This window comes from Kineosporiaceae bacterium, assembly GCA_016713225.1.
GTDB lineage: Bacteria > Actinomycetota > Actinomycetes > Actinomycetales > Kineosporiaceae > JADJPO01.
On sequence record JADJPO010000011.1, the window covers coordinates 173359 to 195045 of the forward strand.

At 69.7% G+C, this 21687-nt stretch carries 22 protein-coding genes and 2 pseudogenes; 12 read left to right on the forward strand and 12 right to left on the reverse strand.

All coding sequences use genetic code 11. The features are described 5' to 3' along the window. The first annotated feature begins 2 nt into the window (after positions 1-2). Entirely contained in the window at positions 3-449 is a 447-nt protein-coding gene (locus tag IPK24_23505) for a VOC family protein (GenBank protein ID MBK8078431.1), read from the forward strand. A 141-nt stretch (positions 450-590) separates the two neighbouring features. On the opposite strand, the gene IPK24_23510 is transcribed toward IPK24_23505, so the two are convergent. The 3 genes from IPK24_23510 to IPK24_23520 all read right to left on the reverse strand — a co-directional run bounded on the left by IPK24_23510 (position 591) and on the right by IPK24_23520 (position 4541). Beyond that, positions 591-1529 carry a sugar ABC transporter permease gene (locus IPK24_23510; protein MBK8078432.1) on the reverse strand — a complete coding sequence of 313 codons (939 nt, stop codon included), beginning with the start codon at positions 1527-1529 and terminating at the stop codon, positions 591-593. A gap of 1 nt (position 1530) precedes the next feature. Continuing rightward, complete coding sequence (locus tag IPK24_23515) at positions 1531-3141, reverse strand: ABC transporter permease subunit (GenBank protein MBK8078433.1); 1611 nt, start codon at positions 3139-3141, stop codon at positions 1531-1533. A gap of 92 nt (positions 3142-3233) precedes the next feature. Beyond that, positions 3234-4541, reverse strand: a complete 1308-nt coding sequence (locus tag IPK24_23520) for a maltose ABC transporter substrate-binding protein (protein ID MBK8078434.1) — start codon at positions 4539-4541, stop codon at positions 3234-3236. Between the two features lie 183 nt (positions 4542-4724). On the opposite strand from IPK24_23520, the gene IPK24_23525 reads away from it, so the two are divergent. The 3 genes from IPK24_23525 (at position 4725) to IPK24_23535 (ending at position 8181) form a co-directional block, all read left to right on the forward strand. Further along, entirely contained in the window at positions 4725-5786 is a 1062-nt protein-coding gene (locus IPK24_23525) for a LacI family DNA-binding transcriptional regulator (GenBank protein MBK8078435.1), read from the forward strand. 119 nt (positions 5787-5905) lie between these two features. Continuing rightward, entirely contained in the window at positions 5906-7285 is a 1380-nt protein-coding gene (locus tag IPK24_23530; protein ID MBK8078436.1) for an alpha-amylase, read from the forward strand. A gap of 35 nt (positions 7286-7320) precedes the next feature. Next, positions 7321-8181: a hypothetical protein gene (locus IPK24_23535; GenBank protein ID MBK8078437.1), complete on the forward strand. Its 861-nt coding sequence runs from the start codon at positions 7321-7323 to the stop codon at positions 8179-8181. Here the strand turns inward: IPK24_23535 and IPK24_23540 are convergent. Beyond that, positions 8135-9550 (reverse strand): CoA transferase, encoded by a 1416-nt coding sequence (locus tag IPK24_23540; GenBank protein MBK8078438.1) that lies wholly within the window; start codon positions 9548-9550, stop codon positions 8135-8137. The two genes, IPK24_23535 and IPK24_23540, sit on opposite strands and share 47 nt — an antisense overlap. 60 nt (positions 9551-9610) lie before the next feature. Continuing rightward, positions 9611-10297: an alpha/beta fold hydrolase gene (locus tag IPK24_23545; GenBank protein MBK8078439.1), complete on the reverse strand. Its 687-nt coding sequence runs from the start codon at positions 10295-10297 to the stop codon at positions 9611-9613. A 344-nt stretch (positions 10298-10641) separates the two neighbouring features. On the opposite strand from IPK24_23545, the gene IPK24_23550 reads away from it, so the two are divergent. The 5 genes from IPK24_23550 to IPK24_23570 all read left to right on the forward strand — a co-directional run bounded on the left by IPK24_23550 (position 10642) and on the right by IPK24_23570 (position 13507). After that, complete coding sequence (locus tag IPK24_23550; protein ID MBK8078440.1) at positions 10642-10890, forward strand: hypothetical protein; 249 nt, start codon at positions 10642-10644, stop codon at positions 10888-10890. Positions 10891-11082: 192 nt separating this feature from the next. Then, positions 11083-11985 (forward strand): amidohydrolase, encoded by a 903-nt coding sequence (locus IPK24_23555; protein MBK8078441.1) that lies wholly within the window; start codon positions 11083-11085, stop codon positions 11983-11985. Continuing rightward, positions 11936-12559: an acyl--CoA ligase gene (locus IPK24_23560; GenBank protein ID MBK8078442.1), complete on the forward strand. Its 624-nt coding sequence runs from the start codon at positions 11936-11938 to the stop codon at positions 12557-12559. The genes IPK24_23555 and IPK24_23560 overlap by 50 nt, the downstream gene beginning before the upstream one ends. Further along, entirely contained in the window at positions 12484-13284 is an 801-nt protein-coding gene (locus tag IPK24_23565) for an AMP-binding protein (GenBank protein MBK8078443.1), read from the forward strand. The genes IPK24_23560 and IPK24_23565 overlap by 76 nt, the downstream gene beginning before the upstream one ends. Next, the gene (locus IPK24_23570) at positions 13250-13507 is read left to right on the forward strand and encodes a hypothetical protein (GenBank protein ID MBK8078444.1); all 258 of its coding nucleotides are present in this window, start codon (positions 13250-13252) and stop codon (positions 13505-13507) included. Before IPK24_23565 ends, IPK24_23570 begins: the two co-directional genes overlap by 35 nt. A gap of 41 nt (positions 13508-13548) precedes the next feature. Here the strand turns inward: IPK24_23570 and IPK24_23575 are convergent. The 3 genes and pseudogenes from IPK24_23575 to trpS form a co-directional block, all read right to left on the reverse strand. After that, positions 13549-14467 (reverse strand): annotated as a pseudogene (locus tag IPK24_23575) (threonine/serine dehydratase). 125 nt (positions 14468-14592) lie between these two features. Next, on the reverse strand, positions 14593-15216 hold the full coding sequence (locus IPK24_23580; protein MBK8078445.1) for a class II aldolase/adducin family protein: 624 nt from the start codon (positions 15214-15216) through the stop codon (positions 14593-14595). A 4-nt stretch (positions 15217-15220) separates the two neighbouring features. Continuing rightward, positions 15221-16247: pseudogene (gene trpS / locus IPK24_23585) on the reverse strand (tryptophan--tRNA ligase). Between the two features lie 294 nt (positions 16248-16541). On the opposite strand from trpS, the gene IPK24_23590 reads away from it, so the two are divergent. After that, positions 16542-16886 carry a hypothetical protein gene (locus IPK24_23590; protein ID MBK8078446.1) on the forward strand — a complete coding sequence of 115 codons (345 nt, stop codon included), beginning with the start codon at positions 16542-16544 and terminating at the stop codon, positions 16884-16886. Here IPK24_23590 and IPK24_23595 read toward each other — a convergent pair. The 3 genes from IPK24_23595 to IPK24_23605 form a co-directional block, all read right to left on the reverse strand. After that, complete coding sequence (locus tag IPK24_23595; protein ID MBK8078447.1) at positions 16870-17445, reverse strand: kinase; 576 nt, start codon at positions 17443-17445, stop codon at positions 16870-16872. The genes IPK24_23590 and IPK24_23595 overlap by 17 nt on opposite strands. A 46-nt stretch (positions 17446-17491) precedes the next feature. After that, positions 17492-17956 carry a phage tail protein gene (locus tag IPK24_23600; protein ID MBK8078448.1) on the reverse strand — a complete coding sequence of 155 codons (465 nt, stop codon included), beginning with the start codon at positions 17954-17956 and terminating at the stop codon, positions 17492-17494. 93 nt (positions 17957-18049) lie between these two features. Then, positions 18050-18625 carry an ATP-dependent endonuclease gene (locus tag IPK24_23605; protein MBK8078449.1) on the reverse strand — a complete coding sequence of 192 codons (576 nt, stop codon included), beginning with the start codon at positions 18623-18625 and terminating at the stop codon, positions 18050-18052. Between the two features lie 95 nt (positions 18626-18720). Here IPK24_23605 and IPK24_23610 point away from each other — a divergent pair, with 95 nt between their 5' ends. Continuing rightward, positions 18721-19878, forward strand: coding sequence for a diaminopropionate ammonia-lyase (locus IPK24_23610; protein ID MBK8078450.1), 1158 nt, complete (start codon positions 18721-18723; stop codon positions 19876-19878). Beyond that, positions 19875-21143 carry a M20 family metallo-hydrolase gene (locus IPK24_23615; protein ID MBK8078451.1) on the forward strand — a complete coding sequence of 423 codons (1269 nt, stop codon included), beginning with the start codon at positions 19875-19877 and terminating at the stop codon, positions 21141-21143. The genes IPK24_23610 and IPK24_23615 overlap by 4 nt, the downstream gene beginning before the upstream one ends. Here the strand turns inward: IPK24_23615 and IPK24_23620 are convergent. Next, the gene (locus IPK24_23620; protein ID MBK8078452.1) at positions 21134-21592 is read right to left on the reverse strand and encodes a hypothetical protein; all 459 of its coding nucleotides are present in this window, start codon (positions 21590-21592) and stop codon (positions 21134-21136) included. The genes IPK24_23615 and IPK24_23620 overlap by 10 nt on opposite strands. Positions 21593-21687 lie beyond the last annotated feature (95 nt).

A 21687-nucleotide genomic window follows, 5' to 3' on the forward strand; every position in this document is an offset into this window, starting at 1 on the left:
ACATGTCGACCCGCCTCAACCCCTACCTCAGCTTCGGCGACACCGCTCGGCAGGCCCTGGAGTTCTATCGCGACGTCCTCGGGGGTGAGTTGCACGTCACCACCTTCGAGGAGTTCGGCATGACCGACGGGGGCGTCGGAAATCTGATCATGCACGCCCAACTGGAGACCGAGGCCGGCTACACCATCATGGGTGCCGACACCCCACCCGGCATGGAGCGCAGCGCCGGGTCGTCGATCACGGTCGCTCTCACCGGCGACGACGCCGAACAGTTGCGAGGCTATTGGGCCGGACTGTCCGAGGGCGCCAACGTGATCACCCCGCTGGAGAAGCAGATGTGGGGCGACGAGTACGGCATGTTCATCGACAAGTTCGGCGTCCCGTGGATGTTCAACATCGCCGTTCCCGCCGATCCCGAGGCCACCCCCACCGACACCCCCACCCCCTGACACCCCTGATACCCCCCTGACAAACCCGCTCATGCTCCGCGGGTGAACGCTCATGCTCCGCAGCTGACGCACCATGGCCGTCAGAACGGGAGCATGACGCGTCACCCGCGGAGCATGAGCGGGTTTGGGCGGGGTGGTGGGTCAGCCCTTGACCGCGCCGGCGGTGATGCCACCGGCGATGAAGCGCTGCAGGTACTGGAACAGGATGACGACCGGTAGCGCGGTCAACAGTGCGCCGGCGGCGAACACGCCGAGGTTGTTCGATCGGTCCTGGTCGATCAGGCCGTAGAGCCCCACCGCGACGGTCTTGACCCGCTCTCCTCGCAGGAAGATCGAGGCCAACAGGAACTCGTTGATGGCTCCCACGAAGGCCAGCAGTCCGGTCACGGCGATCACCGGCCGCACCAGCGGCAGGATGATCCGGAAGAACACCGTGGCATGACCCGCGCCGTCCACGGTGGCCGCCTCGTCCAGGTCCTTGGGAATCGAGTCGAAGAAGCCCTTGATCAGCCAGACCTGACCGAGCGCACCGCCGAACAGCACCAGCGTGTAGCCGAGCAGCGTGTTCAGGCCCATCCGCGGGATCACCTCGCCGATGGTGGTGAACATCGAGAAGATCGCGATCGCGGCCAGGAACTGCGGGAACATCTGGATCAGCAGCAGCGTGAGCAGGCCGCCGCGCCGTCCGGTGAACCGGAAGCGCGAGAAGGCGTAGGCAGCCAGAGCGCTGCAGAACACCTGGACGACGGTGACCACGAAAGCCACCAGCAGACTGTTACCCAGCCAGCGCAGGTAGGGCCGGCCCGGGTCGGTCAGCAGCTTGTGGAAGTTCTCCAGGCTGAAGGACTTGGGGATCAACCCGGTCGCCACCACCGAGCCCAGTGGGTTGAATGCCGCGGAGATGATGTAGACCACGGGGAAGATCGCGAAGGCCACCGCGATCAGGCCCACGACGTGACGCCAGCCGACCTCGCGCCACCAGCGCAGGCCCTTCAGCTTCACCTCGGGCGCCAGCTCGGTACTGGGACGCGCCGCCCGGCTGACGGACCCGCGCGTCACGCTCTCGGTGCGATCGCTCATGTCAGTTCACATCCTCGAGGGTGCGGGTGGCCCGGAACTGGATCGCGGCGATCACGCCGGTCAACACGAACAACAACACCGAGATCGCCGAGGCGAACCCGAGCTGGGCACCGCCCGCGCCGAAGGCCAGCCGGATGGTGTAGCTGATCAGGATGTCGGTGCCGCCTGCAGTGGGGTTGTCCGGGGCGAAGGGTGCCCCCTCGGTGAGCAGCTGGACGGCGTTGAAGTTGTTGAAGTTGAAGGCGAACGAGCTCACCAGCAACGGTGCCACGGTCACCAGCAACAGGGGAAACGTGATCTTGCGGAACTGGGTGAACCCGCTGGCCCCGTCGATCGCCGCCGCCTCCTTCAGATCCGCCGGGATCGCCTGCAGTGCCCCTGTACACACCAGGAACATGTAGGGGAACCCCATCCAGAGGTTGGTCACGATCACCGCGGTGCGCGCCCACCCGACGGAGGTGAACCAGCCGATGTCGAGCCCGGTCAGGCTGTTGATCAGGCCGAAGTCCTTGTTGAAGAAGCCCGACCAGACGAGCAACGAGATGAAGCCGGGGATGGCGTAGGGCAGCAGGAGCACCGACCGGTAGATCCGTTGGCCCTTGAGTCGGTCGTCGTTGAGCACCGTGGCGAGTACCAGACCGAGCAGGAAGCAGGTGCCGACGGACAACGTCGCGAAGGCAACGGTCCAGATGAAGATCCGGATGAAGTCCGCTCGGATGCGCGAATCCGTCAGTGCCCGTTGGTAGTTGTCCGCCCCCACGGTGGCCAGCCAGGACTGATCGGAGACCCGCTTGCCGTCGGCGGAGGTGAAGTACTCGCGATCGCCGGACGTGACCGGCGTGTACGTCACCCCGGTCTGGGTGTCGGTGATCGTGTCGGTCGCTTCGTCGTACTTCAGCGTGGTGATGCCCTCGAACGCCTGGCGGATTCCCAGCGGTCGGATCGCGCCCTTCTCGGTCGGGACCGCGATCTCCTTGATCTTCGCGTTGGCGGCGTTGACCTGTTGCGGGGTGAGGATGGTGTAACCCGGCGCCGAGGTCACGGCATTGTCGGTCACCGTGACGTCGCCTGCGGCCACGGTGTCCAGCCCCTCGGACGTACCCCGCGAGATGCTGTTGTCCTTCTGGTTCACCAGGAACAGCGTGAACGGCCCGTCGGTGACCGACGCCTGAGTGGCCACGGTCATGGTGTACCGCGGCGCGTCGGGCGTCTGGGTGACCGAGGAGGCGATGATCTGGGTGATCGTCTCCGGCTTGGACTGCCGGGTCCCGTCACCGAAGTTCGTGGTCGAGGCCTTGGCCGTCATCACCACCGGATAGACCACGAACAGGAACAGCAGCAGGGTGCCGGGCAGGATGTACTTGGCCGGCAACCGGCCCTTCCCGAGGTAGGCGAACAGGGCCAGCGCAGCGATGATCCAGACGATGGCCAGGAAGGCCCAGCGTTCCTGGCCGAGCAGCGTGGGTGTGATGGTGCCGGCGAGGCCGAGCACGAGGCCCAGACCGATCACCTTGGCCAGCACGGCGGTCGTGGTACCGGCCGGACGGTTCGCGGGGCGGTGCTGGTCGGGTTCGGCCGGAGTCGGCCGGGTCGGAGTTGTCGTTGCCACCATGCGCTCCCGGTTCGTCGAGGCATCGAGGGGTGGAGCCACTGCGGGGCCGGCAATCCGTGTCTACCGGCCCCGCAGCGACGAACTGAGGCTCGCTAGCCGATCTTGGCCGCGATCGCCTTGCCGGTGGCGGTCATCGTGGTCGTCGGATCAGCGCCGCCGATGATGGCCGAATAGGCCTTGCCCAGCGGCTCCCAGACCTCCTGCATGGCCGGGATGGCCGGCATCGGGTCACCGCCCTTGGCGGCCTCGACGAACACCTTCACGTCGGGGCTGTCGGCACCGACCTTGGCCGCCACCGAGTTCATCGCCGGCGGGATCTTGGCGCCGTCGTACATCGACTGCATGGCGGCCTCGGTGTTCATGGCGTTGGCCACGAACTCCTGCGCGAAGGCCTGGTTCTTGCCCTTGGAGGCGACGTAGAAGCCCTGGACGCCGGAGAACGGCTTGGCCGGCTTCTGACCGGCGAACCCGGGAACCGGCGAGATGGCGTACTTCATGCCGGACTTCTTGATGTCCGGCAGCGCCCACGGACCGGAGACCAGGTAGGCGGCCTTTCCACTGGCGAACAGCGCGATCGAGTTGTCACCGCTGATCGAACGGCGCAACACCTTGCTGCCCTTCTCACCGAGCTCGTAGATCTTCTTGGCGGCCGCGATGGAGCCCGGCTTGCCGACGCCGAGGTCCTTCGGGTCGTAGTCGCCCGCCGAGGTGCTGCCGAACAGATAGCCGCCCATGGAGGTCATGACCGGCTCCATGTGGTAGGCGTCGCCGTTGTCGCCCTGCTGCAGGTTGAGTGCGGACTCGACCTTGCCGGCCTTGACCGCTGCCTGCCCGACCGTGATGGCCTCGTCGAGCGTCTTGGGCTCGTTCGGGGCAACGGCCGTGTTGCGGTAGAGGGCAATCGCCTCGAAGCCGTACGGCAACGCGTAGAGCTTGCTCTGATAGGTCGTCGCCTTGACCGCGATCGGCGCGTAGCCGGACAGCTTGTCGGCACCGATCTGCAGCGGCGCGATGGCCCCGTTCTGCACCAGGTTGCCGATCCAGTCGTGGGCACCGGTGAACACATCGGGACCGTTGCCGGCGGCATTGGCGGTGACGAAGTTGGCCTGCAGGTCGGCGGAGATGACCTGGACGTCGACCGTGATGCCGTTGTCGGCCGCGAACTTCGCGGCGATGGGCTTGACGCCGGGAGCCTTCAGCTCGTCGGTCCAGATCACCAGGTCCGCATTGCTGCGAACCGGGGCGGCACTACCCGAGGGACTGGCCGCCGGCGCGGACGCCGACGCGCTGGCATCCGGGGCCGAGCTCGACGCACTGGGGGTGGTCGAGCCACCGCCACACGCCGTGGTGAGCAGAGTGGCGCCGGCCAGAACGGCCAGCACCCGGGGGGACATACGCATGGTGCTCCCTAGTCTCGGAGGTACGAGCCACGAGGACTACACAGCGTGACGACGGGTTTCCCGTGGCCAATCTGGACGCTAGCAAGGGCTGCAAGTTGCGGGAAGTACTTGCGTGATACTTGCTTGCAACGATCGGGTAACGCGATGGACTCACGGGACCGGGACGGCGCATACCATGCCTGCATGCGGGTGCGTCTGAGTGACATCGCGGCGCGTGCCAAGGTCAGTGAGGCGACAGTCAGCCGGGTGCTCAACGACAAGCCCGGGGTCTCGGCGGACAATCGGCGGGCGATCCTGGCGACGATGGAGCGCCTCGGGTACGAACGCCCGACCCGGATGCGCGCCAAGCGCGCCGGCCTGATCGGGCTGATCGTGCCCGAGTTGGACAACCCGGTGTTCCCCAGCTTCGCGCAACGGATCGAGAGCGCCCTGGCTCACCACGGCTACACCCCGGTGCTGTGCTCACAGTCGCAGGGCGTGGTGCACGAGGACGAGTACGTGCGCATGCTGATCGACCGGCACGTCGCCGGCATCATCTTCGTCTCGGGCATCCACGCCAACAGCGATACCGACCCCCAGCGCTACGTCGCGCTGCGCGAGCAGGGCCTGCCGATCGTGTTGGTCAACGGCTACGTCCCCGGCGTCGACGCTCCCTTCCTGTCCAACGATGACGCGGCGACGATCGACCTCTCCGTGCAGCATCTGAGCGAATTGGGCCACCGCCGCATCGGCCTGGCGATGGGACCCGAGCGGTACGTCCCGGTGCTGCGCAAGGTCGCCGCATTCGACCTTGCACTGCGCCGCCACGTCGACCCCACGCTCGGCCCGGCCGAGGTCCGTGATCTGGTGGAGCACTCCGTGTTCTCCGTCGACGGCGGGGCCGAGGCCACCGGCGCGCTGATCGAGCGAGGCGTCACGGCCGTGATCTGCGGCAGCGATGTGATGGCCCTGGGCGCCTTCCGTGAAGCGCGGGCGCGAGGCCTCGACCTGCCGGGTGAGCTGTCGGTGGTCGGCAGCGACGGCATCCCGTACGCCGAGTACTTCGCCCCGGCCCTGACCACGGTTCGCTCCCCCATCGAGGACATGGCGGACGCCGCAGCGCAGGCCCTGCTGGCCGAGATCGCCGGACACCCCGCCCCGCGCGCGGAGTACATGTTCCGCCCACAACTCCTGGTGCGCTCCTCCACGGCCGCACCGGACGGCGTCCGACACCACAGCGCTGTCAGCCATCGGACCGCAAGGTGAGATCCCCTTACGAACGCAAGTTTCACGCAAGTTGCTGGAGGATTCACCATCCTTGCCGCTACGTTTCGTAACCAACCGCCGTGCGATCGGCACGGCCACGACGTCGGGGCAGGACTCCCATGGACGACCTCGATCGGTTTCAACCGCGCAGCCCGGTGACGCTGACCCACCCGGACTGGTGCCGGGATGCGGTCATCTATCAGCTGAACACCCGCCAGTTCACCCCCGAGGGCACCTTCCGGGCCGCCCAGGACCACCTCGAACGCCTCGCCGACCTCGGCGTGGGCATCATCTGGCTGATGCCGGTGCACGAGATCGGCCGACAGCACCGCAAGGGCACGCTCGGCAGCCCGTATGCGGTGCGCGACCACTACAGCGTCAATCCCGAGTTCGGTGACCTGGACGACCTGCGGTCGTTCGTCCGCGCCGCCCACGACCTCGGACTACGGGTGATCCTGGACTGGGTCGCCAACCACACCGCCTGGGACAACGTCCTGGTCACCGAGCACCCCGAGTGGTTCGATCGCGACCCGTTGGGTGAGCTGCGTTCGACACCCTGGTGGGACTGGGACGACGTCATCGACCTCGACTACTCCCGGCCCGAACTGCGCCGCTACATGACACAGGCCCTGGCGTACTGGGTGCGCGAGGTGGACGTCGACGGGTTCCGCTGCGATGTCGCCGGCTACGTACCCACCGACTTCTGGGAGCACGCCCGCACCGAACTGGAGCGCATCAAGCCGGTGTTCCTGTTGGCGGAGTGGGAGTCCCGCGAGCTGCACCATGCCGCCTTCGACGCCACCTACGCCTGGACCTGGAACGTGACCATGCACCACATCGCCTCCGGCCGAGCCGATGTCAAGGCGCTGCACATCTACTACTCGTGGAACGAGAAGGCCTTCCCGCGGCGGTCGATGCGCCTGATGTTCGTCAGCAACCACGACAAGAATGCCTGGGAGGGAACCGAGTACGAGCAATTCGGCGACGCGGTGGACGCCGCGATCGTGCTCTCGGTGATCGGCGAGGGGCTGCCGATGATCTACAGCGGCCAAGAGGCCGGAAACCCCCGCCGGCTGCCGTTCTTCGAACGCGACCCCATCGACTGGCAGCCTCATCGCATGGCCGAGGTGTATCGGCAACTCATCACATTGCGTCGGCGGTGCCCGGCGCTGTGGAACAGCGACTGGGGCGCGCGTATGCACTGGGTGCCCAGCACCGAGGGAACCCGGGTCCTGAGCTTCGTACGCGACAACGGCACCCAGAAGGTCTTCGCCTGCCTGAACCTGTCCCCGCATCCCGTCGAGGTGAGCTTCTCGGGACTGCTGCATCTCGGCCATTACGAGGACGCCCTGCCGGGACTGTCGGCACCCGGCCCCGAGGTCCTGGCGGCCGACACCTCGGTCAGCCTGCCCCCCTGGGGTTATCGGGTCCTGCGCTCCGGGCCTTTGGTCGACCTCGACAGGACGTTGAGAACCGGTTCGCCCGGTATGTCGGCATAGCGTGAGCAGCACAATCCAGGAAGGGAGCGCTCGTCATGAGCGCCATCACGCATCGTCGCCTCGACCGTCAGCTACCTCGTGACAGCTCCCCCGCAACCGGGCACCACCCGCCGTTCGCCGTCGGCCTGATCCTGGCGGTCGTCGTCGCCGTCGGCACTGCCGTGACGTTCTTCGATCAGAGCGTGCTGTTCGGCCCCGCCGTGATGAAGGGCTCGGTGAGAGGGACCGCGCTGGTGATGCTCGCGGTCGCCGTTCCCGTGCTGCTGGGCGCGATGTGGTTCACCCACCGCGGATCCGAACGAGCCGTGATCTGGTGGCTGGCCGCCACCGCCTACCTGCTCTACAACAGCGTCCTCATCGTCTTCGCGACGCCCTTCAATGCGCTGTACCTGGTCTACGAGGGAATGCTCGGCCTGTCGATCGCGGGCGTCGTCCTGCTGCTGCGCGGGCTCGATGTCGCCGCAGTGGCCCGGCACCTCAATACGGCTGCGGCCCGGCCGATCGCGGCCTTCCTCGGGTTCATCGCCCTGGCCAACCTGCTGGCCTGGATGCGGCTGATCGTGCCCGCGTTGGGCGAGTCCTCCCCGGAGTTCCTCGCCGGTACCGGGCTGATCACCAACCCGATCCACGATCAGGATCTGGCGTTCTGGATCCCTGCCGCCCTGATCATCGCCGTCTGGGCCTGGCAGCGCCGGCCGGTCGGTCTCGTGCTGGCCACCGCCTACCTGGGCTACTGGCTCCTCGAGAGCATCGGCGTGGCCAGCGATCAGTGGTTCGGCAGCACGGCCGATCCCTCCTCCACCGTTGCGGGGATGGGGGGCGCCTATCTGTTCGCCGGGCTCGCCGTGGTCACGATCGTGCCGCTCGTGGTGGCGTTCCGTCGTCCCCGCCGGTGATCGCACCCGCCCAGGCCGCGTCGTCGGCACCGCGACGGCGACCCACCCAGGCGAAGGTGTCGAACCTGCCGTCCAGTCGTAACGCCGGACGGGACTGCACCACGGTGCCGTGGTCGGTGACCGTGCTCACCAGGTACGGCGCGAGATCGTCGAGCGCCAGAGGCGCGATCCGGTCCTGCTCCGGCTCACCCGGCGACCGCGCGAGGAGCCAGGCAGCAGTACGGGCCAGGTGCGCCGACACCCGCCAGGTGCCGCCCGCCACGGCGCGCCGACGAATCGCCGTCAACACCCCGGCGGCGATCAGATAGCCGGTGGCGTGATCGAGCACCTGCGCGGGGAGCGCCCCCGGGCGCACGCCGTCCGGTGACTCGATCACCGCGATCCCGGTCGCCGCCTGCACGATGCTGTCGAATCCCCGTCGAGCGCCCCACGGCCCACTCGGCGTCCATGCCGACAGTGTCGCGACGATCAGCGGCGGGTACCGCCGGGCCAGGGTGGCCTCGTCCAGGCCGAAGGCGGCCAACGCCCCCGGCCGGTACCCGGTCACCAGGACGTCGGCCTCGCCCAGCAGGTCCTCGAATCGCCGCCGAGCGGCCGGGTCTCGCAGATCCAGCTCGGTGGTGCGCTTGCCGCTGTCTGTCTCGAGGTGGGTGCCGTCGTCCTCGGGCAGGTGCGGCGGGTCGACGCGCAGCACGTCGCAACCCACCAGGGCCAGGGTGCGGGTCGCCACCGGTCCGGCCAACACCCGGGTCAGGTCCAGCACCCGTGGCCGATCCCGGACCGGCACCGGGCGATGGCTGGTCACCGCCCTCACCGAGAGCAGGTCGTGCCCCCGGACGGCACGCGCCTGATCACCCGCAGCCCACTCGGCCGGGGCCCGCACCCGGACGGCGATCCCGCCCGCCGCGGTGATCTCGTCCTCGAGCTGTTGCGCCGGCCGGTCGGCGATCGCGGCCGCGAGTGCCCGCACGTCGGCCTCGGGCGACAGGCCGAGCCTCGCGAGCAACCGCGCCCGGTGATGGGCGTAGTTGGCGTGTGTGCGCACCCACCCATCGGCGGCCTCGAAGAAGCCCGAGTGCGGCGCAAAGGCCTGGCCCGGCATCCCGTCGATCGTCTGCCGTCGATCATTGCTCACGGCGATGGCGACCTGCCGGGGATCGACCTGCACCCGATCCCCTCCCCGCACGGCCCGGGCCGCCAGACCGGCGGCTGCCACCGCTCCCGCCGCGAGCGAGCCGACGTCGAGCCGCGATGGCAGGGCGGTGCCGGGAACGAGGTCGAGATGACGGACGACGTCCGCGGCCTCCAGCTGCAGGGCGGGCAGCACCTCGACCAGGAGCGGGTTCACCAACCCATTCCACCAGCCCATTCCACCAGGCGGCAGACCAAGCCCCACCGGCCCCACCGGCCCTTGCCGGCCCTGCCGGCCCTACCGATCGAGGAAGTCGCTCACCAGGGTCACGAACTGCGGCGCACGTTCGATCATGGTCCAGTGGCCGCAGCCGCCGAAGACGTGCAGTTCGACGTCCGGGATCAGGTTCATCATCGGGATCGAGGAGGTGGCCAGCGGGATCACCCGATCGTCGCGGCCGTGGATCAGCAGCGTCGGCTGCCGCAGGCTCTTCAGCTCGTCCTGGCTCAGGGCCAGGTCGTCCAGCCACCGTTGCCGCGGCGCGGGGAACATCGCCTCCCACGAGGCGCGGATGGTCGGGACGGCACTCGCCTCGTAGCGCATCGTGATCAGGTCACCGGTGATCAATCGCTCGTCGTCGGTGAACAGGTGGACGATGCGCTCCATGTTCTCGAACGACGGCGTGTACCCCCACACGTCGTCCAGCCCCTCGGACAGCGGCATCTGGATGCCCACACTGCCCATCGCCACGACGCGGCGCACCCGGTCGGGTACGGCCGCCGCCAGCGAGAGCGCGATCGCGCCGCCCATCGAGTTGCCGACGACGTCCACCCGGTCCAGGCCCACCGCGTCCATCACGGCGATGGCGTGCTCGGTCCAGGCAGCCCGCCCGAACTGACGGTCCTGGCCGGTGGCCGTGCCACCGAAGCCGAGCTGATCTGGGGCGACGACTCGTCGGGTCCGGGCGAACTCGGGTGCCACCACGCGCCAGTTGGCCGTGGCCGTGACCCCGGCCCCGAACCGTGCAGCAGCAGCAACGGCAGCGCAGCATCTGCGGCGTGCGCGGCGGCGTGCGCCGACGCCTCGGGCTCACCGGTGTCGATCACCGCGGTGGCGACGCCGGCGATGTCGAGGGTCCGCGGGACGAGACGGGCGGGATCGATCGTGGGCGGCATACCCGGCAGCCTAGGGGCGCTCCCGCGAGAGACGATGGTGCGTTCCGCAGGGCAGATCGCGATAGGCGTGATGCCTGAACGACGCATGAATCGCCGCTGAACCCGGACCTTTGGTCCTTCAGGGCCAGAGTGCGACGCACGACACAATGAGGCATGTCGCTGCTTGCCGAGTCACCGGGTGCGATGCAGCCCGAAGAGGTTCCGCCGACGCGCAGCCTGCCCCGTCCACAGGTCGTGGACTACCCCCACATCGCCCGTTGTGTCACGTGCCAGGAGTATCTGAACGACGCTCCCTCCCACCTCGCGCCGTGGACCGTCGTCGGTGCGGCGCTCACGTATCACGACAGTGGCCACCGCCGCGATCCGCTGACCCGCGACGATCACCAGTTCAGCTGGATCTGATCGCTGCTCGACAGTTCAGCACCGCCGCTCGACGCCTCGACACACCCGCGCTCGGCTCCGCAACGCCGTGACAACGCAGCGACAACGTTGTACGCGATCAGGACCACAGCCAGGACTCGGCACGCCCCCCTCCCGATGCAGGCCTCGGTGGTGAACACTTCCGCCTAGCGTCACCCTGCTCGAGGAGGAGCCATGCCGCTGATCGATGCCCGGGTTCGGCTGCCGCAGGATCGCCGACCGGATGCCACCTACACCATGACCGGCCGCGCAGCGGAGTCCTACGACCGGGTGCTGAACCTGACCGACAAGATCAACTCCGGCAGCCTGACGGCCCTGCTCGAAGCCCTGGACGCCGCGGGCGTGCGGCAAGCGGTGATGCACGCCGAGAGCGAGGGCGGCGAGAGCGCAGATGCCCTCAACGCCGCGCTCGTCGAGGTGATCGACGAGTACCCGGACCGGTTCGTCGGGGTCGGCACCGTCGACCTGCACGAGCTGCGTCCGCGTCGGGCCTGCGCCCAGGTGGACGCCGCGGCGAGAGTCGGGTTGCGCGGCATCTGCCTCGAGCCCGCGTTCTTCTCCCTCGACATCGACGATCGACTGCTCTACCCGGTCTACGCCCGCGCCGAGGAGCTCGGCCTCGTGGTGGCGGTACACACCGGCATCAACTACGCCCGCACCCACCCGATCCGGCACGAGCGGCCCGAGATGCTCGACCAGGTCGCGGTCGACTTCCCCGAGCTGCGCCTGATCGCCGCACATGCCGGGTGGCCCTGGGCAACCGAGTTCGCCGCCGTCGCCCGGCGCCACCCGACGGTCTTCCTGGAGTTCGGCGGTCTGGCCCCCAAGTACGTCGCGCGGGCCGGCACCGGGTGGGAGGTGGTGTTCGCGATGATGCCCAACCTGCTGCGCGCCCAGGTGCTGTTCGCCACCGACTGGCCGGTGATCGACCCCGTCCGGGCGTTGGCCGAGTGGCGCGCGGCAGGGCTGGACGCCGCGACCCTCGACTCCCTGCTCGGCGGCAACGCCGCCGCGCTGTTCGGTCTCGATCGCCCCACCCTCGGACTCGACCTCGACAGCTGGTTCGGCCACGCGTGATCGCTGCCGAACTGGCCCGGCGGGCCGCCGATCCGGCGTTCGCCGAGCGGGACTTCCTGCGCACCCGGCAGGAGGCCCTCACCTACCGCGACGCCGAGCGACGTGCGGCATCCTCGCCGCCGGGCTGCATCGGCTCGGGGTCCGCAACGGTGAGCCGGTGGTTGCCCTGATGGGCAACAGTGTCGAGCTGGTGCTGCTGTGGTTGGCGGTGGCTCGCCTCGGGGCGGTGCACGTCCCGGTGAACACCGCGCTGATCGGCGACGGGCTGGCGCACGCGTTCCGCCTCACGCGGGCGCGGATCGCGGTGGTGGACGACGACCTCGCGGCGCCGTTGGACGCCGTCCGGGATCGGTTGCCCGACCTGCAGCGCGTGGTGCGGGTGCCGTCGTCCGAGTTCGACGAACTCGCCTCCTCGACGCCCGGTTCGCCGGTTCCGGCCGTTGTCGAGGTCGACCCGCTAGAGCCGGCGATCATGTTGTTCACCTCGGGACCACCGGGGTGTCCAAGGCCTGCGTGCTCAGCCACACCTACGTCCTGCGCCAGGGCGCCTTGCACGCGCAGGCCCTCGGCCTGACCGCCGATGACGTGCTCTACACCCCCTTCCCGCTGTTCCACATCGATGCCGCCACGTTGACCGTGGTGGCGGCGCTGAGCGTCGGGGGCACCGCCGCGATCGCGCCGCGGTACAGCACGTCCGGGTTCTGGGACGACGTCCGCCGGTTCGACGCCTCGGTGATGAGCTTCATGGGGGCGACACTGGCCATGCTGTGGCAGGCCCCTGCCGATCCTCGTGATCGCGACCACCGGGTGCGGCTGGCCTGGGGCGTCCCGATGCCCGGGTGGAAGGCCGACTTCGAGGCCCGTTTCGGCATCCCGCTGTACGAGGTGTACGGGCTGACCGATGCGGGCGTACCGGTCTACGACCCGCTGGATGCCCCGCACCGCACCGGGTTTGCCGGACGCGTGCTGGATGCCTTCGAGGTGGCGATCGCCGACGTCGAGGGCCGGCTGCTACCACCCGGCGAGGTCGGCGAGATCCTGGTGCGCGGGCGCGAGCCCGGTCTGGTGATGAACGGCTACTTCGCGATGCCCGAGGCGACCGAGCGCGCGATCCGCCGAGGCTGGGTCCACACCGGCGATCTCGGCATGCTGTCGGACGACGGCTGGCTGGCCTTCCTGGGGCGATCCGGTGAGGTGATCCGGCGGCGTGGCGAGAACATCTCGGCGCTGGACGTCGAGGCTGCGGTGCAGACCCACCCCCGAGGTGGCGGAGGCCGCGGCCATCGGAGTGCCCAGTGAGTTGAGCGAGGAAGAGGTGATGGTGTTCGTCGTCCGGCGCCCGGGAACCGACCTCGACGGCGCGACGCTCACCGCCTGGCTGACCGAACGCCTTGCAGCACACATGATCCCGCGGTTCGTCGAGTTCCTCGATGCCCTCCCCCGCACCCCCACCGAGAAGATCGCGAAGGTGCGGCTGCGCGAACGAGGCCGGGGCGAGGGCACCTGGGAACGCATCGGTTGAGGACCGGTTACGACCGGTTGAGGACGGGTTGACGATCCGGCTCAGCCGGTGATGGTCGCCGGGTCGGCGTTCGAGCCACAGACCACGACCACCACCCGCTCGCCGGGCGCGGGCCGGTAGGCACCGGTGCGTATCGCCGCCAACGCGGCGGCACCACCGGGTTCGACGATCAGCCGTAGCGACTCCCACAGCTCGCGCTGCGCCGCGCGGATCGCGCCGTCCGGCACCGTCACCGCCTCGTCGACGAAGTGCCGGACGACGCCCCAGGGCACCTCACCGATCCGCCGGGCGCCCAGGAGTCCGCCGCCAGGCCGCTCACCTCGACCTCCACCCGCTCCCCGGCACGCAGGGCGGCGCCGAGGCAGTCGGTCGAGGCCGGCTCGACGGCGACGATACGCACCCGGTCGCGGAGCCAGGCCGCCTGTCCCGCGATGAATCCACCACCACCGACGGCCACCACCAGGGTGTCGTAACCGCCCACCTGGTCGTCGAGTTCGCGGGCCATCGTGCCCTGACCGGCCACGGTGTCGACATGGTCGAAGGCGTGCACCAGCAGGGCACCACTGTCGCGTTGTCGGGCATCGGCGGCGGCCTGGGCCTCGTTGTAGTAGCCCTCGACGGTGTGCACCGTGGCGCCGAAGTCCCTGATGCGCTGTCGTTTCAGCTCGGGCGAGGTCGAGGGCACGAACACCTCCACCGCGACGTCCAGCGCCCGCCCGACACAGGCGAGCGCCGCGCCGTGGTTGCCGCCGCTGGCGGTGACCCTCCGGCGTCGGGCAGGGCGCCGTTCGCGCGGGCCAGCAGCACCCGATTGGCGGCACCGCGCGGTTTGAACGATCCGGCGTGCTGCAGCAGCTCCAGCTTGAGGATCAGGCCGCCGTCCTCGATCACCGGCGTGCGGCGGACCAGCGAGGCGATGCGAGCGGCAGCCGCCTCGACGTCGTCCGGGTGACGGGGCAGTCGGCGATCGGCGCGTCGGTCATCGGGCCATGATGCCCGGCTGCGGAGCGCCGGGAGGTGAGGCGAACTGCGCCCGCCAGAAGCCGGCGATGTACTCGACCTCCTCGGCGGGCAGCTCGTGCACCTCACCGTGCGCGCAGCGCGAGGTACACCTCGCAGGCTCCTTCGACCACGGCTGCGGTGTGGAAGGCGTGGGGCAGGTCGGCGCCGTAGGCGAGCAGGCCGTGGTAGCGCAGGAAGGTCGCCCCTCGCTCGCGTAACGCGGGCCGGACCGCCTCGACCAGAGCCTGCGTCCCCGGCCGGGCATAGGGCGAGGTGAGCACGTCGCCACCGGTGGCCTCGCACAGTCCGGTCAGGATCGGCGGCAGCCGCCAGCCCAGGTTGGCCATGGTCATCACCGCCTTGCCGTGGGTGTGCACCACGGCACCGATCTCGGGACGCGCGTAGAGCCCGGCGTGCAGCGGCCACTCGGAGGTCGGGGCGCGGCGTCCATCCACCACCCCGCCCGGCTCACCTGACTCGCCTGACTCGCCTGTCTCGCCGGGGGCTGCGGCCAGCGCGACGATCGGGACGTCGTCCGGGGTGATCAGGTCGTACTCCATCGCGGTGGGCGTGACCGCGACCAGGTGCGGGCTGCCCGAGACCCGGCAACTGAGGTTGCCGGACGTGGAGTACACCAGCCGCTCGGCCTGCAGCTTTCGCGCAAAGGTGATCACCAGCTCGCGCGCCACCGACCACGTCTCGTTCACCGGTTCAGTAGATCATCCCCATCGCATGGTGAACCTGCCTCGACGTGGTCTCGGCGACCGTGCGAGCAGCGGCGTTGCCGGCCCGCAGCACCTGCAGCAGGTACGCCGGGTCGGCGGCCAGCGCCGTCCGACGCTGCCTCAGGTCGCGCAGTCCCTCGGTGACGGCCTCGGTGACCACCGCCTTCAACGCCGCTGCCCCCTGACCGGCCAGGTCGGCGGCGATCTGTTGCGGCGGGGTGCCGGTGAACGCGGCGGCGATGTCGATCAGGTTGGCGACGGCGGGACGGCGCTCCGGCTCGTAGGTGATCCGGCGCTCGGAATCCGTTCGGGCCGAACGAATCAGGGCCGCCGTGTCGTCGGCGCTCGCCCGCAACTCGATGGCGTTGCCCCGGCTCTTGGACATCTTCTGCCCGTCCACCCCGAGGATGAGCGGCTGCGCCGTCAGCAGGGCAACCGGCTCACGGAAGACGATGGCGCCGCCGGCGAAGCGCTGGTTGAACCGCCGGGCGATCACCCGCGCCTGTTCCACGTGAGGCAACTGGTCACGCCCCACCGGGACGACGTCCGCGTGGCAGAACAGGATGTCGGCGGCCTGGTGCACCGGATAGGTCAACAGCAGACCAGAGACCGGCCGACCGCTGACCGTGGCCTCCTCCTTGACGGTGGGATTGCGCTCGAGCTCGGCCTGCGTGACCAGGGCCAGGAACGGCAGCAGCAGCTGGTTCAACTCCGGCACGGCCGAGTGCGTGAAGATGGTCGACCGGGCCGGGTCGATGCCCGCGGCGAGGTAGTCCGTCAGCAGCGAGAGCACGTGCTCGCGGACGGCCCCGACGCCCTCGCGGTCGGTGATGACCTGGTAGTCGGCGATCACGACGAAGGACTCGACGCCCGCGTTCTGCAGGGCGACCCGGTTGCGCAGACTGGCCAGGTAGTGGCCGATGCAGGTGGCCGGTCGGACGGTCGCCGGTCAGCATTCGATGCCGGCCGGAGGCCTGGTCGAGGGATGCCTGCAGCGCCTGGCTGCGCTGCATCGAGGCGGTGAAGGTGTCGGTACTCAAGGTGGGCCTCTCGGGTTCGGCCCCCTGAGCCGGCCACGCGTCGTCCGGTGGGTCGGACCACTCGGACCACGACGAACGCCGCCCAGGGGGCGGCGTCGATGTCGTGGGTGCGTGAGGAATCGCGGCCGCCTACTCGGACGGCCACCGCCATTGGGCTCGGCGATCGATCACCTGACCAGGGTACGCTGCACCGCCCGGGATGCCCCGCGCGATGACGGGGTGGCGACGTTCGACACCCACAGCGCCTGACCAGGTATGGACTGAGCCGTGCCCGACCGACCTGAGATCGTCTGCATCTGCGGCTCGACCCGATTCGTGGACGAGATGAGCGCGGCGAACCGTGAGCTGACCTTCGCCGGTGTCATCGTCCTCGCGCCAGGCGTCTTCTCGCGCGCCGAGGATCACCGAGCAGAAGAGTTGATCACCACCGAGCAGAAGACCGCGCTGAACGCCCTTCACCTGCGCAAGATCGACCTGGCTGACCGGGTCCTGGTGGTCAACCCAGGCGGGTACATCGGCGAATCCACGAGCAGGGAGATCGCCTACGCCCACGCCACGGGCAAGCCGATCTCGTTCACCGATCCCGTGTCGCACGTCATCGCCAACGGTTGACGGTGGCTGCGTCGTCCCAGGTCAGATGGCGTGAGCGCAGCGGGCTGCCCAGCAGCCCGGTGTCGTCCACGATCCTGCGCACGGCCTCGGGCGCGGTGGTGTTCGCGTCGAGGACGATCTCGCCGAGCCCCGGAATCGTGTCGTGGGGGAGATACCAGCGCCGCACCTGGGCCACGCTGACCTCGGCGGCGATCGGCTTGTGTGTATGCCGCTCGAGCGTCTCCGCCAGGGGCACATCGAGATAGTAGGTGACGGCCTGTCCGCCCGCGGCGCGGTGATCGGTCACGAGGGTCGTGAGCATGGCGCCGTAGACCGACGCCTCGAGGATCCCCTCGACGAGGGTGTGAAAGCCGTGGTCCAGTGCGTGGCGGGCCACCAGGTCGATCAGGGCGATGTTGGCGCCACCAGCGACCGGCGGCTCGCGCAACACCTCTCGCCGCAACAGGTCCTGACCGACGATGGCCACGCCGCGACCGTAGACGTTCCGGAGCCCGGCGGCGATGGTCGACTTGCCCGAGGCGGAGTTGCCACGAATCGTGATCAGCACCGGTCGGATCATGACGACACTGACACGCCGGCGCGGTCATGTCCGCCCAGACGGCTGCTCAGTACTCGCCCTTGATCACGAAGAAGCTGCCGCGGATGGTGCCGGCCAGCTTCGACTTCTGCCTCGCGAACTTGAACTTCGATTCGAGTTCCTCGGGTATCGGCATCCCGTCCGACAGCTTGAACCCCACGGCGCGCTTGGACCCCGCCTCGAGGCCGTACATCACGTTGATCGCGAGCCCGGACTCGTAGAAGACATGGGCGAACCGGGTGCCGGCGGCCTCGAAGGAGGTCGCCTCGAGAGCAGGGGATCCGATCACGAGGTCGCGTTCGGTCCGCAGGATGGTGCTGACCCACTCGACGGTCTCTGCCGCCTCACCCGCCGGTTCGACGGTGAAGACGTGGTCGTACTTGTTCTTGAAGTACCTGGCCTCGTTGGCCCTCAGCCCGGCCAGAGCCTCCACGACCGGCGACGACTCCAGCCCGACCGTGGACACCGTCTGGAAGTCGACGACGTACGACACCCTGCACCTCCGATGGCTCAGCCCTGCCCTGACCTCATGAGTCCAGCGATCACCCGTGATGGTAGTCGGGGGTTGACCTCGCTCGGCCCTGGATCAGAGCTGAGCCAGTACGGCGGTCAGCGGCGCCGGAACCCCGTCGAGCGGGACGACGCCGGCCAGCCCCGCACCGTAGTCCCGCTTGCGCCCTGCCCGGGTGCCGATGAAGCGGTGGAGGTGCTGTTCGACCGACCGATGCCGTTGGGCGGGTTGACGTTGCAGGATCCGGAACGCCGCGAGTTCACCTCGATCGGCGACGAAGGCCATGACGGCCTCGATCCCGAGGGCTCGTATCAGTTCGTCCTCCAGGTCACGGCGGCAGACGTGGAAGCCACCGGCACGGGTCGAGTCGTCGGGCCGGGCCGGCAGCCCGGCGTGCTCGAAGGCGGCGGCGAAGTACCCGACCTCCCCCTCGTCGCACACGCCGAACACCCGCAGTCCCAACCCGCCCGGACCGAACCGCCGAACATGGTGACCGACGTTGGTCGCGCCGCCCATGGCCACCACCGCGACGGAGCGCGCCGCCAGGTCGAGACCCGAGCGCCGGGCCAGGATCGCCACCGCCTCGCGGTCGCTGTCGCCCTCGACCAGGACGACGGTTGTGATACCGGCCGGCAACGGCTGGACGAGCATGACCGGAGTACACCACGACTCGTTCTCACCAGCCTGCGCCACCGTGACCCGCTGCCGGCTGGACTCGCATCGCTCGCCCCGGCGAGAGTGGCGTCATGACCGCCGCCGACCGCGCTCAGCCCGACAGCCTCGCGTCCGATCCGACCTGGTTCGTTCGCGGCGAGCGACCCCGCCGGACCTGCCCGCCGCCCCCCGGCGAGGTGGTCGCGTTCCATCGGACGTTGCCCGGCTACTCCCCCACCCCACTGGTGGAGCTGCCCGCCCTGGCCACCGAGCTCGGCGTGGGGCGCGTGTTCGTCAAGGACGAGTCGCAACGGTTCGCCCTGTCGGCGTTCAAGATTCTCGGCGCCTCGTGGGCGATCACCCAGGCCCTCACCTCACGGACACCCCACACCCGACCCGGCGAGGGTGGGGCCTGGTCACTCGACGAGTTGCGCTCGATCGCGGCCGCGCAGCCCGCCGTCCTGGTGACCGCGACCGACGGCAACCACGGTCGCGCCGTGGCCCACATGGCCCGCTTGATCGGTGTGCCCGCGCACATCGTCGTCCCGGACGTCGTGCCGCAGGAAGCGCTGGACCGCATCGCCGCCGAGGGCGCCCAGGTGAGCGTCATCGCCGGCTCCTATGACGAGGCCGTCGACGAGGCGGCCCGGATCGCTGCGGCCGAACCCGGCGGCCTGCTGATCCAGGACACGGCCTGGCCCGGCTACGAGACGGTGCCGCAATGGATCGTCGACGGGTACGCCACGCTGGTCGGCGAGCTCGATGAGCAACTCCGCGACGTCGGCGTCGAGGCCCCCGACCTGGTCGCCGTCCCGGTCGGGGTCGGGTCGCTGGCTCAGGCGGTGATCGCGCACTACCGCCGACCAGGTCTCCCCCGTCATACGGCCGTGCTGTCGGTCGAGCCCGACTCCGCGGCGTGCACCGTCGCCAGTCTGCAGGCCGGTCGGCCGGTCACCGTGCCGACCGGCGCCACCGTGATGGCGGGGCTGAACTGCGGCACGCTGTCGAGCCTGGCCTGGCCGGTGATCGCCGCCGGTCTCGACGCCGCAGTCGCCGTCCCGGACGCCGACACGGTGCGTGCCGTCGACGACCTGGGCGCCCTCGGCATCTCGTCCGGGCCGAGCGGGGCATCCAGCCTGGCCGGGGTGCGCGCCGCTCTGGCCGGGGACCAACGGGACCGCCGTGCCGCGCTGGGCCTGCCGGAGCGCGCCGTCGTGGTGCTGCTGAGCACGGAGGGCACCCACCGATGAGCACCGCCGATGACCCGTTCACCATCGACGCCGACCGACTCTGGTCGAACCTGATGGAGCTGAAGGAGATCGGCGGCTACGACGACGAGGCCACCGGGCTGCGTGGCGTCCGGCGCTTGGCCCTGACCGAGCAGGACGCCGCGGCGCGCCACCGGGTGATCGGCTGGATGCGCGAGGCCGGGTTGAGCGTGCGGATCGACCGGATCGGCAACGTCTACGCCACCCGACCGGGCAGCGAACCCGGACTGGCGAGCGTGCTGCTCGGCTCGCATCTCGACAGCGTCGCCACCGCCGGAGCCTTCGACGGCGTCCTGGGTGTTCTCGGGGCACTCGAAGCGGTGCTCAGCCTCGCCGAGCACCACATCACGACCCGGCGTCCGATCGAGATCGGCATCTTCACCGAGGAGGAGGGCGTCCGGTTCGGTACCGACATGCTCGGCTCGGCGGTGGCGGCCGGTCGAATCCCGCTGGAGGTCGCCCTGAAGCTCACCGATGCCGACGGCATCGCCGTGCGAGATGCCTTGCACCGCATCGGGTTCGATGGATCCGAGCCTGAGCTGAGGCCCGTGCCGCACGCCTACCTCGAGTGCCACATCGAACAGGGTCCGGTGCTGGCCACGGCCGGTCTGCCGATCGGCATCGTCACCGGGGTCCAGGCGATCTCATGGCAGCGGCTGAGTCTGCGCGGGGCCGCCGCACACGCCGGGACCACGCCGATCGCGCTGCGCCGGGACGCCGGCCTGGCCGCCGCCGCGGTGATGCTCGAGCTGCGCCGGATCTGCGATTCCGGGGCCTTCGGCGCACTGCGGGCGACCGTCGGACGGCTCGAGCTCACCCCGGGTCAGACCAATGTGATCCCTTCTGGCGCCACGCTGACGGTCGACCTGCGCAACCCGGACGACGCGGCGCTGCTGGCCGCCGAACAGCACCTGGAGTTCTTCGTCGAGAGTCTCGCCTCGACGTACGGCGTGACCGGTGTCCTCGAGCGCATGGCCCGCACCGGCGCCGTCCCGTTCGATCCCGCGGTGCAGGACCTGCTCGCCGCCACCGCCGATGACCTGGGGCTGCCCCACCAGCGCCTGATCTCGGGCGCCGGACACGATGCGCAGGAGATGGCGGCGCTGTGCCCGGCGGCGATGGTGTTCGTGGCCGGTGAGTACGGCGGGATCAGTCACAACCCGCGCGAGTTCTCCACCCCCGAGAACTGCGCCCGCGGCGTCCGCCTGCTGGCCAACGCCGCTCGGCGGCTCGCCGATCAACCCTGAGGCGGGCCTGACGGCAGCGGGACGTCCCGGCCGGTGCCCCACCGGCGGCGAACCCAGCCCGCGATGCCCTGCTGCACCAAGAACACCACCCAGTACCCGCACAGAGCCGCCCCCAGCACCAGCAGGTAGAACCCGACACCATCGGGGTTGCTCAGGAACAGCATCAGCCCGACGACCGGCAGCACGGCCGGTGCGGCCCAGCGCACCGGGCGGGGCGCGGCGCGGGTGAGCCGATCGAGCGCCAGCCCGAGCACGAAGGTGGCCAACGCCAGACCCGCCGACACCGCGAGCGCCGACACCAGGCCGACCACCGCAGCACCGGGCTCCAACTCGTCGTCGACCAGGGCCACCAGAGAGAAGACCACGAGGCTGATCACCGTGATGGCCGCGGCCACGGCGAACACGAGGGCACTCGGCACCACGTGATCGCGAACCATCCGTTTCGACACGACCCGACCTCCCCGGACGACGACCCGCGACACGAGCGGGCGACGTCTGATTCTGGCCCAACCCCCATGCGCGGGGAACCAGTGACCGGAACGGC